This window comes from Shewanella sp. 10N.286.52.A9 (assembly GCF_041468985.1).
Lineage (GTDB): Bacteria > Pseudomonadota > Gammaproteobacteria > Enterobacterales > Shewanellaceae > Shewanella > Shewanella japonica.
Genome location: NZ_JBFRJQ010000016.1, coordinates 61473 through 77059 on the forward strand (window position 1 = coordinate 61473; position 15587 = coordinate 77059).

The 15587-nt window shown below is 40.5% G+C and carries 8 protein-coding genes; 5 read left to right on the top strand and 3 right to left on the bottom strand.

What is annotated here, in order from left to right; all coding sequences use genetic code 11:
- Positions 1-222: 222 nt before the first annotated feature.
- Both AB4128_RS13540 and AB4128_RS13545 read left to right on the top strand, forming a co-directional pair.
- Positions 223-5502, top strand: coding sequence for a PAS domain S-box protein (locus AB4128_RS13540; RefSeq protein WP_372037989.1), 5280 nt, complete (start codon positions 223-225; stop codon positions 5500-5502).
- 70 nt (positions 5503-5572) lie between these two features.
- A complete protein-coding gene (locus tag AB4128_RS13545) occupies positions 5573-6592 on the top strand; it encodes a two-component system response regulator (RefSeq protein ID WP_055022647.1) in 1020 nt (339 codons plus the stop codon).
- Between the two features lie 95 nt (positions 6593-6687).
- Here AB4128_RS13545 and ygfZ read toward each other — a convergent pair whose 3' ends face one another.
- On the bottom strand, positions 6688-7650 hold the full coding sequence (ygfZ, locus tag AB4128_RS13550; RefSeq protein ID WP_372037990.1) for a tRNA-modifying protein YgfZ: 963 nt from the start codon (positions 7648-7650) through the stop codon (positions 6688-6690).
- Positions 7651-7832: 182 nt separating this feature from the next.
- Positions 7833-9062 carry a phosphoglycerate dehydrogenase gene (gene serA / locus AB4128_RS13555; protein ID WP_065109814.1) on the bottom strand — a complete coding sequence of 410 codons (1230 nt, stop codon included), beginning with the start codon at positions 9060-9062 and terminating at the stop codon, positions 7833-7835.
- A gap of 151 nt (positions 9063-9213) precedes the next feature.
- Between serA and AB4128_RS13560 the strand changes: the two genes are divergently transcribed.
- Positions 9214-9819: a DUF2238 domain-containing protein gene (locus tag AB4128_RS13560; protein ID WP_055022644.1), complete on the top strand. Its 606-nt coding sequence runs from the start codon at positions 9214-9216 to the stop codon at positions 9817-9819.
- Between the two features lie 227 nt (positions 9820-10046).
- The gene (locus AB4128_RS13565; RefSeq protein ID WP_055022643.1) at positions 10047-10712 is read left to right on the top strand and encodes a LuxR C-terminal-related transcriptional regulator; all 666 of its coding nucleotides are present in this window, start codon (positions 10047-10049) and stop codon (positions 10710-10712) included.
- Between the two features lie 131 nt (positions 10713-10843).
- On the opposite strand, the gene AB4128_RS13570 is transcribed toward AB4128_RS13565, so the two are convergent.
- On the bottom strand, positions 10844-12382 hold the full coding sequence (locus AB4128_RS13570) for a curlin (RefSeq protein WP_119967665.1): 1539 nt from the start codon (positions 12380-12382) through the stop codon (positions 10844-10846).
- A 635-nt stretch (positions 12383-13017) separates the two neighbouring features.
- Between AB4128_RS13570 and AB4128_RS13575 the strand changes: the two genes are divergently transcribed.
- Positions 13018-15519, top strand: coding sequence for a S8 family serine peptidase (locus tag AB4128_RS13575; protein ID WP_372037992.1), 2502 nt, complete (start codon positions 13018-13020; stop codon positions 15517-15519).
- Positions 15520-15587 lie beyond the last annotated feature (68 nt).

The following is a 15587-nucleotide window of genomic DNA, read 5'->3' on the forward strand; positions in this document are numbered from 1 at the left end:
AGGGCGTTTACAAACAGATAAATGAGTCAAATTTAAACAATATTTACAATTGCATTCATAGGGTTAACCGTTATAGTAGAGTGGGTGTTTTTTATACAATGCTGCATCGTGATAGTGAACATGTGCTGATGAGGCTTGTCGCGCCATTGTCAGCATTGAATGTCAGGAAAGTGAAATGTCGTGATGAGCTAAAATTTGACTGAGTAAATGAGACTTATATTTATGGATAAAAATGAGCGCAAGTTACATAGTTTTCGAAGTCGAATATTGGCATATATTGCATTGCCATTAATCCTTATTATGGGATTAGTTTATGGTTTTCATGGCTGGATTAATTATCAAGAATATGAAAGAGATACCTACCTTCGCTTAGAGCAACAAGCTGTTTTATCTGCCAATCATCTTAACTTTGTGATGGACTCGATTCAAAATAATACGCGAGGCCTCTCTGACTATCTCACCTATGTCGACAGTGATGATTTATACGACGATGTTCATAAGATAGAAAACCTGCTTATCAATCGTCTTGGACGCAATCCGAGTATTTTTGGCAGCGCCATTGCCTATCGTCCTAACTTTTTAGCAGAAAAGCTACGCTACGCACCTTACGTTTTTCGTGATGGCAATGAAATAAGCATGCTTGATATTGGTGCTGAGGCTTATGACTATACCGATGGCAGTTGGAGTTGGTGGAGTGATGCAATAGCCAGTACAGAAGGTGTATGGTCAACGCCTTACTTTGATGAAGGTGCGGGCAATATTCTTATGATCACCTATTCAAAAGCGTTTGGTGAAATAGATGATCGCATTGGGGTCGTCACTGCCGATATTGCGTTAGATAACTTACCTAGGTTGATGCAAATTCCCAGTAAGAATTTAGTGGTACTGGATAAAGATGACCAAGTCATTTTTTATGATTCTGAAAATAGTGACTTAAAAGGCAGTAGCGATAAGTGGCTGTCTAAAAGTGGCGTTAATAATGAACTAAGAAACCTGCTGGAAAATAATCTAACAGGCCAAACTAATGCCATTACTGAATCGGGACATCGTTTTTTAGTCAGTGTTGCTAATGTTCCAGTATTAGGCTGGCAGGTGGTTATTGCGACAAGTGACGAAGAGTTAAGTCAGTACTTCTTAACGAACATATCAAGGCTCGCCCTTATTTTATTATTACTATCAATTGCACTGCTTCTAACAAGTATTATTGCTTCTAAACGCTTAAACCGCCCGCTTGAAAACTTAGCAAATGGCATTATTGCATTTGGTGAAGGTAAGGTTAACCGATTAGATACCAGTGGCAATAATATTTTTGAAGTTGCAACCTTAACCAATAAATTCAATCAGCTCGCTGAGTTACTGGCTGAAAGGGAACTCGCATTAAAAGATTCAACCGGAAGTCGCTTTGCCAGTCTCATTGATGGTATGAGTGATAAATCATTTTATTGTTCTTTAGATCCTCAAGGGCAATTAGCGCAAGTGAGTGACGGTGTTCAAAAAGTATTAGGTGTTGACGTTGATACGTTAAAACGAAAATACCAACGCATGTTTACCAATGATCCAATCAATGAACAAAATTGGCATTACACTGAACAAGCATTAACAGGTAAAACCGTTCCGGCTCATCAAGTTGAAATGCTTGCAGATGATGGTCATATCAGACGGCTCGATGTGTTTATGCAGCCATTAATTTCAGATGCTGGCGAATTAATTTCTGTTGAGATGTTATTTACTGATGTGACGGAGCAATTTTCTGCTGCTCTATGGTCCAATGCGGTTATTGAGTCATCACCACAAGCGATGCTAATTGTTGATGAATTAGGGAATATCATCTTTACCAATAGCCGCTGCCAAGAGTTGTTTGGCTATAGCGCTGAACAGATTTTAGCCCTCAATGTTGAGTTACTTTTTCCTGAACGATTTAGGAAAAAACATGAAGCTGTTCGAACTGTCTTTTTAGAGCAAGAGTTAACCCGATTTGCCACCCCTAAAGAAGGCTGGGTAGCGTTAAAATCAGATAACACCGAAATGCAGGTTGAAATAAACTTAGCATTGTTACCAATACGCCATGAAGGTAGAAAACAAATTGCGGCGACGATTCGAGATCTTACCAGCCAGCTAGCTATCGAACGTAAAATAAAAGACAGTGAAAGCCGCTTTAGAGGGCTGGTGGCTAATATTCCTGGTGCGATTTACCGTACTCGAATCGAAGACCATTGGATAATGGAATATGTCAGCGACAATATCGCTGATATGACAGGTTATTCAGCCATAGATCTCATTGAGAGTAATAAGCTTAGATTTAACACCCTTATTCACCCAGACGATGATGCGGCTTGTTTTACCGCAATCAGTGAGGCGATTAAAACTCAACAAAGTTTTGATGTCGAATATCGAATTTATCATCGAGATGGCAGCATTAAATGGATACATGAGAAAGGTAAAGCCAGTTACGATGAGCAAGATAATCCGCTGTGGTTTGACGGTAGTTTACATGACGTAACAGACAGCAAGCATGCATTGGAAGCGATTAAAAACTCCCAGAAACAGCTCGAAAATATCACCGAGTCATTACCCAACTTAGTTTATCAAATGATTTGGCACTCTGATTCAGAGCGCGAATTTAGTTTTTTATCAGAGGCTTGTGTCAGCATTATTGGCTTCCCTCGTGACATGCTAATGCAAAACTTTGATTTGCTCATTGACAGAATTGTAGATAGCCAGAAACAAACGATTTTAGATGATTTAGCCGGTAAAGGTGTTGATGGCTTGCAATGGGTGACAGAGTTTCAATATCTGCATCCGTCAGGTGAGACTATCTGGTTAGAAGCTGGCGCGAAAGGGCAGTCATGGAATAACGATTCGATTATGTGGAATGGTTATTTAATGAATATCACAGATAGGAAGCAAGCAGAAACACGCTTAGCTGATCGTGAAAAACATTTAAGAGCATTATTAAATACCGCCGAAATGGGCATAGTAAATATTGATGCTTACGGCGTGATTTTGAATTGTAACGAGCACTTTGGCCGCAATATCGGAATAAATTCAAATGCGCTAGAAGGAAAATTATTCTTTGAATTTATGGCGCCTGAAGACAAGGTACTAGCAAAAGAGCAGTTTAATAAACTGATCAAAAATGAATTTGAAAATTTTAATATTGAGCCAAGAATACTGAGCCAATCAGGTGATGTTATTTGGATGGATATGACCTTTGCTGCGCTCAATAATGACCAAGGTGAAGTGACCTCAGCAGTTGTGTCTATGGCCGATATTACCAGCTTAATGACGGTTTCCAATGAGTTAAAAATTGCTAAAGATGAAGCTGATGCAGCAAGCAAAGCTAAAAGTGATTTCTTGGCTAATATGTCCCACGAAATACGCACTCCTATGAATGCCATTATTGGTATGTCACACCTTTGTCTACAGACCAATTTAGATAAAAAACAACATAACTTTGTGGAGAAAATTGAACGTGCATCTAAGTCATTGCTGGGTATTATTAATGACATTTTAGACTTTTCAAAAATTGAAGCTGGCAAAATGGAAATCGAAATCGTGCCATTTCAGCTTGATACATTGTTAGAAGATCTCAGTGATATGTTTGCTGTTAAAGCGGCCGATAAACAGTTGGAGTTATTGTTCTCTGTCGCACCCAATATTCCAAGTCATTTAATGGGCGATCCCCTTAGATTAAGCCAAGTGCTGATTAACTTAATGAACAATGCCATTAAGTTTACCGAGCGTGGGGAAGTCATTCTAACTATCGAGACTTTAGTTCAACAAGGTGATGAGATAGAACTCAAGTTTAGCGTAAGAGACAGTGGAATAGGTCTTACCCCAGAGCAATGTAATAAGCTTTTCCAATCCTTTAGCCAAGCTGATAGTTCAACAACCAGAAAGTATGGCGGTACTGGTTTAGGTCTTGCTATTTGTAAGCAACTCGTCGAGTTGATGGATGGACAAATAGGAGTGGAAAGTAAGCGTGGAGTCGGAAGTACATTCTACTTTACTGCGCAGCTCAGCCAAGCCGATGATCTACAGCTAAAGGCAACTCAAGAGCTAGAAGGGATGGAGCTTTTAGTTGTTGATGATAACCAAACCGCACGGGATATTTTACAGACCATGCTTAAAGGTATGGGCTTCAGTGTTTCCTTGGCAAAAGATGGTACTGAAGCAATCTCCATGTGTCATTCAAACAATTACAAATTGGCCTTAATTGACTGGAAAATGCCGGGCATGGATGGTTTGGAAACGGCTGAAACCATAATGAAAGAGAGTGCGAATCCGCCGTTAACGATTATGGTATCAGCTCATGCGACTCCTGAGTTTACTCAGTCAGTAAATGAGCTAGGAATCAACGGTTATATCACCAAGCCCATCAGCGCTTCACGACTACTCGATGCCATAATGTCGGCATTTGGTAAGCAAGGACACATGCCAGTTAGAGCAAAGGCGACCAGCTTAAATGCAGAGTTGCTTGAACAGCTAAATGGCAAAAAAGTGTTATTAGTTGAAGATAATGACATGAACCAAGAAGTCGCAGCAGAGTTTCTACAGCAAGTGGGTATTGAATTAACTATTGCTGATAATGGCCAAATCGCTTTAGACATGGTAGCGAAACAAGATTTTGACTTAGTGCTAATGGATTGCCAAATGCCTGTAATGGACGGCTATACCGCAACAGAGCAAATTAGATTACAGCCAGAATTTGAAAATCTGCCGATTATTGCGATGACTGCTAATGCCATGGCCGGTGATAAAGAGAAATGTATTAACGCTGGAATGAACGATCATGTTGCCAAACCAATAGAAGTCTCTCTTTTATATCAAACCTTGCTTAAATATTTAGGGTCAAACATAGCAACAGAAAACCTAACATTCACCGCAAAGGGTTCAACTAAGACCGATGAAACTTGGCCTCAGCATCCTGACGTCGATGTCGATCGTGGTTTGCAATTAGTGCAAAACTCAGCTCGCCTATATCGCAAAATATTGACCCGATTTGTAGAGGGTAAGCGTCACATTGTTAAAGAGATAACGAATGCTATCGATAGCAATGAACGAGAAGATGCTATCAGGTATGCACATACTCTTAAGGGGTTATCCGGTAATTTAGCTTGCGATAAGTTAACCGCTCAGGCAAAAGAACTTGAAAAGAACTTGATTGACGAAACTGAGCTTTCAGATGAACTTAGTCAATTAGATAGCTTAGTTAGCTCAATTTGCGAAGCTATCGATGTTTGGTTAAATAACAATGAAACTGGCGATGAGGCTACTCAGCTTGAACTTATCAGCGATGAAGTTTTTGCGGAATTACTCGATAAGTTATTGGCGCTGTTAGACGATGGCGATGCATCAGCTACCGATATGATCGACAATCTACAGTTACAGGTGAATCAGCAAACTTGGGCTAAACTTAAGCCCGTAGGTGCAATGATTAAAGGTTACCAGTTTGAAGATGCTGTCGAACATATTGAGAAAATTCGTGAGAGTATTGGTTGATGTGGTTTTTACAGCTTACCGAAAAAGTATTTAAAGTCATATTCACTAGGAAGAGTTATAGGGATTTAACATGGAAAAAGCGACGGTGCTGATAGTTGATGATACACCTGAAAATATTGACATTTTAGTTGGTATTTTAGGTAAAGATTACAAGATCAAAGTCGCAATTGATGGTCCTAAAGCGTTAGCTTTGGCTCAAAAGTCGGCTCCAGATCTTATTTTGTTAGACGTTATGATGCCTGGCATGAACGGCCATGAAGTTTGCCAGAAACTCAAAAGTGAGCCACTAACCTGCCACATTCCGGTGATATTTGTTACGGCATTATCTGAGACTGAAGATGAAGCACAAGGCTTTGAGTTAGGCGCCGTGGATTATATCACTAAACCTGTCAGCCCGGCAGTGGTAAAGGCGAGAGTAAAAACCCATCTATCTTTGTATGATCAAAAACGCTTACTTGAATCAGAAGTCGCCCAACGTACTAAAGAGTTGAGTGAAACTCGATTTGAAATCATTCGCCGTTTAGGTCGAGCAGCAGAATACAAAGATAATGAAACCGGATTACATGTTATTAGAATGAGCCACTACGCTAGATTATTAGCGATTGCATCTGGTCATTCTTCTCGGTTTTGTGAGTTAGTCTATAACGCAGCGCCCATGCATGATATTGGCAAAATAGGCACGCCAGATTCGATATTAAAAAAGCCGGGTAAGTTAGATGCCGATGAGTGGAAAGAGATGCAAGCGCATGCGCAAATCGGTGCTGAAATTATCGGCGATCATGATGACCCTTTATTGCAAATGGCTAAACGCATTGCCATTAGTCATCATGAAAAATGGGACGGTAGTGGTTACCCCCACGGTTTATCCGGTGAAGATATTCCAATAGAAGGACGTATTATTGCTATTGCCGATGTATTTGATGCTCTGACTTCAGCAAGGCCTTATAAAAAAGCGTGGACGGTTGAAGACACGATGGCGCTAATTGAGAAAGAGTCAGGCAAGCATTTCGATCCTGATTTGGTAAAACAGTTTCGTTCAGTACTCGATGATGTGAAAGAAATCAAAGCGAAGCACGAAGAAACTTTTTAATACTGCCGCTATTTAGAATATAAAAAGGCTGCTAACCCTTATTGGATTAGCAGCCTTTTCTATATCACGTTTGATTAGCGCAACTACTTATGCTGTTACTCATCGTCTAATGAATAAGGTAGTGGTACAACTGAAAGTAGGCTATGACTGTCATCGCTAATACGAAGTACAGCATCATTATCAGTGTCGTTTGCTAGGACTGCGGTAAGCAATACTTGGCCATTATACTGAACTGACTCAATGACTTTACCTGCACGGCGATAGTCACCATCCATTTGAACTTCGATTTGTGTTTCGCTATTGACGGTATCGGAGGCTGTTCCAGATAAAATATACAAGGCACGTTTATTACCACCTCGGTATTTCATTCTGGCGATAGTCTCTTGACCCATGTAACAGCCTTTTTCAAAACTAATCCCATTTACAGCTTGTACATTACACATTTGTGGCACAAATTCAGCGCTATGGTTAGCGTCAATGTTGGCATAACCCGCTTTTATCTCTAGTGCTTGCCAAGCAGAAGCATTAAGTAATGGCTGCTTAGAAGCTACAATGACTTTGCTTGCTATATCTTCGTTTAGAATCAATATAAATCGGTCATTATCTTTTAAAATAATCGAGTTATCGACGATAGTTAATTCGTCATTTATCGCACCAAATTCTTGTTCAACGAACTGGCTTGCTGTGTTACCTGCTATCCCTATAATACATTTACTCGCACTGATATCAGTTAATTCAGCTTTACTGAAAACAGCATATTTTTGCCACTGAGCCAGACTTAGCGGTAATGCGGATGCAGTGTGAAGGGTGAATAAGCTGTCATTGCATGAGAATGTTCTGAAGCTTGAGATCATTTTCCCTTTTGCATCACAATGAGCTCCCCAACGCCATTGCTGGTCTGTTAGTGAGGTGATATCAGTGGTAACTTGGCCGTGAATAAAGGTTTTACCTTGCTCACCAGTAATTTCAATTAAGCCTAAATGCGTGAGATTGGCGACAAATAAGTCAGGGGAAGTATGTAGAAAGTCCCAATCAGGCTGTGTTGTTGCAAGTGTCATAAACTGATCCTTAAGATGACCATCAAAAGATAGACAGTGAGTGTAACGGAATTCATTAATGCTCAAAAGAAAAAGCTACCTTCAATTGAATGAAGATAGCTTTAGTTCACAATATTTTCGTGATGTTATTGGTCAATTCGTCATCAAGTTTAAATGGGCTGATTGACCGTTTAACTTAACGATTAAAACAATACACGAGTACGAATCGTACCATCAATCGCTTTCAATTCACCAAGAGCTTGTTCAGCTTGATTAGAGTCAACTTCCATCACAACATAACCGATGTCTGCAGTGGTTTGCAGATATTGCGCTGCAATGTTGATACCTTTTTCAGAGAAGGCTTGGTTAATTTTGATCAATACGCCAGGGCGGTTATGGTGAATATGCAGTAGACGTGAAGTGCCTTTGTGTTGTGGCAACGTCACTTCTGGGAAGTTAACTGCAGATACAGTTGAACCGTTATCTGAGTATTTAGCTAACTTGCCAGCGACTTCAATACCGATATTTTCTTGCGCTTCAGCGGTGCTACCACCAATATGCGGAGTAAGAATCACGTTATCTAAGCCTCTTAATGGGCTAACAAATTCATCATCATTAGATTTTGGTTCTACAGGGAATACATCAATCGCAGCACCTGCAAGGTGACCAGACTTTAATGCCTCAGATAGCGCTTCGATATCAACAACGGTGCCACGAGACGCATTAATGAATATGCTTTTTTCACGCATTTGAGCAAACTCAGTTGCGCCAAACATGTCTTTTGTTTGAGGCGTTTCAGGTACATGCAAACTGATTACGTCAGCTTCATTCAATAGGGCTTCTAATGAGTGAATTTGACTCGCGTTACCGAGTGGCAATTTGTCTTCGATATCAAAAAATACGACTTTCATGCCTAAGGTTTCTGCAAGAATACCTAGTTGAGTACCGATATGACCGTAGCCGATAACGCCTAAGGTTTTACCACGAACTTCGTAACTGCCAGCTGCACTCTTCAACCACCCACCACGATGTGCATGGGCATTTCGTTGCGGAATGCCACGCATCAGCATGATGATTTCACCCAATACTAATTCTGCTACACTTCGAGTATTAGAAAATGGCGCATTGAATACAGGCACACCTAACTTTTCAGCGGCAGCAATATCGACTTGGTTAGTACCAATACAGAAACAGCCAATAGCCACTAATTTCTCAGCATGATTTAACACATCAGCAGTTAATTGAGTACGGGAACGCAAACCGACAAAATGGGCATCCTTAATGGATTTTAATAGCTCATCTTCTGGTAACGAAGCTTTGTGATATTCAATGTTTGTGTAACCTGCACGCTCTAGTACATCGACCGCAGTTTGGTGGACGCCCTCCAACAGCAGGATTTTGATCTTATCCTTGTCAAGCGAGTGTTTCGCCATGATATGGGTACCCTCTTATCAATAGTTATGCTTATGTTATGCTGATAGTAATGCAAGACCAAAATAGCACTTTTTTAACTGGTTGTAGAGGGCTAGATGGCTAAAGTTAATATTCTAATTCTAGAACAATATCATCTAAGAGGGATTTAGTTTGAATAAGAAAGTTATATGGCTAGTGATTTATTGCAGCGTGCTCTGTTGGTCTGTTATCTCACCTAAGGATATGTTTACTTGGTGGCTTGAAGCGCTTCCTGCGTTATTGGCTATTCCTATCCTATTTTTTACTCGAAATAAATTCCCCTTAACCTCACTGTCTTATCTGTTAATTTTAATCCATTGCTGTGTGCTGTTGGTTGGCGCTAAATACACTTATGCAGAGGTGCCGTTATTCGATTGGTTAGCACAACTGATGGATAGTGATAGAAATAACTACGATAAAGTTGGCCATCTCGCACAAGGTTTTATACCTGTGATGTTAGCCCGTGAAGTGATGTTGAGAAATCATGTGTTACAACCAGGCTATTGGTGCCAGTTTTTATCTGTGTGTTTTGTGTTAGCGTTTTCAGCTTTCTACGAACTCATAGAATGGTGGGTTGCTTTATTAACGGGAGAAGATGCAGAAGCCTTTTTAGGCACTCAAGGTTACGTTTGGGATACCCAATCTGACATGTTTATGGCATTAGTAGGAGGAATTAGTGCATTAGTGTTGCTTACTGGACTACATAATAAGCAGTTAGCATCACTTAATCGTCACTAATTTTTAGGTAAATAAACTAAATTAGGCAGTGCTGAAAGTTTTTTTATGCTATTAATAGAGGACTTTATAAGGACTTAGATGATTAATTCATACATTAGTATTGCAAAAATACCTTATGGACTAGTTAAAATATACTATCATTGAACATTGTTGTTACATGTTTTCAACATTTCAGGAAGAAACTCGCTGACGCGAGATGTGATGGATACTTTTCAGGGAGAAAAGTGATGAATTCAAATATTGATGAATTAGTTTTTTTGCACCAAGTCGCAGCGCCATGTCATTTGGCCATTTTAGCTGAGTCTATTGGTCTCAAAACTCGCATAGTTAAACATGCGAGTGAACTAGAGGTTGAGAAAAATACCAATAGTTTTTATCTAATCGCTCAAAAAGGAGCGGCTTTAGACAGTAAAGGTATCCCTTTACTGGTTTCTCGGCTCGTCAATCATGTCCCTGTTGCTTTATATCAAGTTGAGCGTGGCTCGCTTGATCAAGAGTCAGCGCTATTGTTAGGAGTCAGAGGCTTACTTTATGCCGATCAGCGTATGGATCTGATGTTAACAGGGCTGAGAAAAATGGTCGCAGATGAGCTTTGGTATGATAGACCGCTAATTAGTAAGATTTTCCGCAGATTGGTTCAGAAACTGGATGCAAATATTGATATTCCGCCTGATACGGTTGCTATGCTACAAATGCTAACAAGCCGAGAAAGAACGATTATTCAACTTGTTTCTAGCGGTGCTCGTAATAAAGAAATTGCCCACAGGTTGTGTATTAGTGAGCATACAGTCAAAGCCCACATTTCATCTATTTTCCGTAAAACGCAATCACGCAATCGGGTTGAATTATTGCGTTGGGCGCAAACTTATCAAGCTCACTTTGAGTTCGCTTAAATCTGTATACTGGTAGAAGTTACAGTTACTGATTTTCCATTAAAATTGCAGTCAACAAGTTTGCATAAAAAGGGAGCCAAATGGCTCCCTTTTTCATTTCTATATCTACAAATTATTTGTAAAAGCAATAATTAGTTTTGGTAAATAGTTGCTGTATTAAAGTCGCCAGACTGCGATACATTGATCATATCGTTACTGCCTACTTGCATACCCGTTACTAAGTTATCATTGCCTACTTGAGAAATAGTTAAGCTGTTATTAGTACCATCGACAAGGAAATAGCCGTCATCGCCACCAACCCAGTTACCAGCGCCTTCTTGTGCAATATCGATGATATGATCTTCACCAAGAGACACAACATCAGCTAAGTTAAATTCGCCTTCTTGTACGATATCAACACTTTGGCCAATCCCAACGACGCTCACAGTGGCTTCGTTGTCAGAGCCGACTTGTTCAAGTGTCGTGCTGTTTTCAAAACCAAAGGTATCTGAATATGCAAAGTTAGTGTCGCCTTCTTGACTAACTGAAACTGTATTTTGATCAAGTTCAACAAACACAGCAACTTCATTACTGTTACCTGTTGAGCTAATTTCTACAATGTTATCAGCACCATATGTACCTGAAGCAACGTAGTTATCTTCGCCATCTTGAACGACACTAATCACGTTTAAATCGCCGATTGTTTCGAACTCTGTTAAGTTGGCAATACCTGACTGATCAATATCAATCATGTTGTCATTACCAGAAATTACAGCAATGTTGCTATCACCAACTTGGTTGCCTGTACCATCTTGATAGATGAATACTTCATTACCATTGCCAGTAGCAAACTCAATAACGGCGCTGTTCAAGTCACCGCTTTGATCGATAACAATATCGTTATCTGAGCCCGTTAAGCTTGCAACAACCCCTGTGTTAGCAAAGCCAGATTGGACGATTTCAAAACTGTTATCATTACCTGTGACACCTAATACAGCGCCAAAGTTTTCATCACCTGATTGGTCGACAAATAAATCGTTGTTATTGCCAACGTTTGTACCACCTGCAGCAGATACTAAGCCAGCTTGGTTATTGTTACCTTGCTGAGAGATAATGCCGTCATTGTCATTACCTTCTACACGAAAAATTGCCAAGTTAGTTTCACCAACTTGTGTGGTTTGAGTTAAGTTGCTGTCACCCACTTGCTGGATAATGCTGTTGTTTCGAAACCCGTCTTGTACTGTATCAGCGATATTAGATGCGCCTACAGAAGTGGTTTCACTTGTATTCCAAAACCCTGATTGGTCAACAGTAACTTGGTTGTCATTACCATTCACACTTACGTTTGAAATATGCCAGTCATCAACCTGATTGGTTAACACAATATTACCATTACCTTCAGAAGTAATGTATGACTCCTGCCAATCACCTGTCTGTATCACTTCAGCAATTTGGTCATCACCAACTTGAGTGACCTCTGCAACATGACGAGTACCAGATTGACTAACTAAAGCATCTTGCCCTAATCCAGTTTGAACAACAGTCGATTGACTGTTAACTGCTGCAGCGACTTCTGCTGATTTTTCTACAGCAGTGACACCAGGCAGAGATAGGCCAGTAGCGCTGACCGGTAAAGCAAGACTTGCTGTAATAGCGAGAGAAATTAACGATAATTTTGTTTGCGACTTCATTAGACGCTCCCTGTTTGAATATTGATTCAAGTGATAGTGCTGGTAACTACCTTCTCAATAGTAAAATTCGCTTCCTAGCACAGATAATGCATACAGAATTAACCGCTGCAGAATGAGTCCTGACTGCGAGCATGAAGTGAACTTGGTACCCGTACATTTCAAAAAGTCTGTTGAGAAAATGTCGAAAAATCCGCATTGAAATCTTCCGTCTTTCTTTGCAAATCTTTGGCATTCTCGTGAACCTTGATGACTTCCTTTATATGAACTGAGACAAGCTACATGGGTTAACTTACGGACAGATACTTGATAGCTCAATCGGAAGAATGGCTACTTTTATTTGCCCTGTTAACAACAATACTTTAGTGCTATTTGTGTTTAAGTTAATGTTTATAAAAGATTTAAATTGTGGACTTTGGCAGGTTGATATTTTATCTAGACTAATAGGGTTAGTAGTTTATTACTATTTCACGATTCGCCACTTTTAAAACTCCTTTTGCTATGACAACAATCACAATGCAACAACAATTCCGGGTTTCACTCAGTGGAATGTCAACTCGCTTATAAGGCTAATGGATAAGCTACCAGTGTTGAGGTACCGGTTCTGGAATTAATAATGGAAGATAGGAAGCCAGAAAATGATCAAGAAAATGTCACCAATTGCAATCGCAATTACTTCAGTTATGGCGTTAAATGCCGCCCCTGCAATGGCAAAAAATACCGTTGAATATAAAAAGGATCAATTGCTCGTTGTTTATAAAGACAACGTGACTAAATTTGAAAAGTTATCTGCTCAACGCATAGTTAGCGGTACGTTAACCGATAAAAATTTAGATGGTGTTGATGATAAATTTCAGCATTTATTATCAGGTCGCCTTGCAAAACTGCAACTAAAAAGCGGTAGTGATTTAGATGCTGCAATCAAAATGATCAGCAAGCATCCAGCGGTAAAATATGCAGAGCCAAACTACACATACAGAGCCTTAGGCATGCCGGATGATCCTAGCTTTGTAGACCTATGGGGCCTGCATAATACTGGTCAATCTTCAGGCACCGCAGGGGCTGATATTGATGCCGTTGCTGCTTGGGATATTACTACGGGTAGCGACAGTGTTGTCATTGGCGTCATTGATACTGGTGTTGATTATAATCACCCAGATCTTGTCAGTAATATGTGGGTTAACCCTGGTGAAATTGCAGGTAACGGCATAGATGATGATGGTAATGGGGTCATCGATGATGTACATGGTTATAACCCGATAACTGGATCTGGTGATCCAATGGACGGCAATGGTCATGGTACACACGTTGCGGGTACCATTGGTGCAACAGGTAATAACGGCGTCGGTGTCGTGGGGGTCAACTGGGATGTAACGATGATCGGTTGTAAGTTCCTATCGGACAGTGGTACGGGAACAACCGAAGATGCAATTGCATGTATTGATTATTTCACAAATCTCAAGGTCAACCACGGCGTTGATGTTAAAGCGACCAATAACTCTTGGGGTGGCGGTGGTTTCAGCCAAGCATTAAAAGATTCTATTGATTCAGCTGGTGATCAAGGCATTTTATTTGTTGCTGCAGCGGGTAATGACGCGATTGATAATGACGTTAACCCGCATTACCCATCAAGCTATGACTCTGATGTTGTCATGTCTATTGCGAGTACTGACAGAAATGATGCCATTTCTAGCTTCTCACAATGGGGTTTAACCAGTGTAGATATGGGCGCGCCAGGTTCTGCGATTTTATCTACTTTCCCTAATGATTCGTACGGCACTATATCAGGTACTTCAATGGCGACCCCTCACGTTACGGGTGCAGCTGCTTTAGTATGGTCGGTTGAACCAGATATTAGCCCGACAGAAATGAAACAGTTGCTAATGGATTCGGGTGAAGTCAATGGTGATTTAACTGGTATCACGGTTGCGGGTACAAGATTGAATGTGGCTGATGCGTTAGCGGCAGCTGATCCAGACCCATCATTTAAGTTATCAGTGACGCCAGCTTCACAATCTGTTGAAGCAGGAAGTGCAGTAAGTTACGACTTCTCTGTAGGCAGTATTGCAGGCTGGAATGATCAAGTAAGCCTAACGGTATCGTCTTCACCAGCGCTTGATGGTGTGAGCTTATCAACAGACACAGCGATGGCTGGTGATGACTTTACATTGGATGTTGCTACCCTTGATGACGCTGCTTGGGGAGACTATGTATTAACTGTTTCTGCTGATGATGGCGTAACTGTTAAAGATAAAGCGGTTGCGCTTACTATTTACCCTGCTGGATTGAATGATTACAGCTATGGTAATGATTCACCTGTTGATATTAGCGATAACAGTCTAATTACTAGCACGATTGAAATTGTAGATCCTGTTCAAATCTTTGATTTAGCTGTTAGCGTTGATATCAGCCACACATGGATTGGCGATTTAATTGTTAGCTTAACATCGCCTGATGGGACTGTTGTGGTATTGCATGATCGTGAAGGTGGTAGTGCTGATGATCTTGTTAAAACTTGGAGTCTATCAGACTTTAACGGTGATATAGCAGCTGGTACATGGACACTATCTGTATCAGATAATGCCACTGGCGATACGGGTACACTTAATAGCTGGGGATTAGATATTTCAGCATTAGGTGAAGCGGCTCCAGCTGCACCTGTTGCCGGTTTTGAATATGATGTTGATGGGCTAATGGTTAGCTTTACTAACACAAGTTCAGATATCAACGATGATATCGTTAGTTATGAGTGGGACTTCGGTGATGGCAGCATGTCATCAGATGAATCTCCAGCATACATGTATGCTGCTGGTGGTATCTATAATGTCTCGTTGGTTGTAACTGATAGTGAAAACCAATCTGACACTGTATCTATGGATGTAGAAGTATTTGATTATTCAATTGATGCAGCGGTGACTCGTACAATGAAGTCTCGTCGAGGTAGTGCTTTAGTTGATCTAACTTGGAGTGGTGCAGTTGGTGACAATGTGGCGATTTATCGTGATGATGTCATGGTAGCGACAACAGCGAATGATGGCCGTTATCGTGATCGCTTTACTAATGCTCCAGCTGAAGTGACATATAAAATCTGTGAAACAGAAACGAGCTTATGTTCTGATCCAATTGTTGCAGCATTTTAATCAACACTAAACAGTAAGATTACTGTAGAAAAAGGGATGGCTTGCCATCCCTTTTTGTTGTTAAAAAC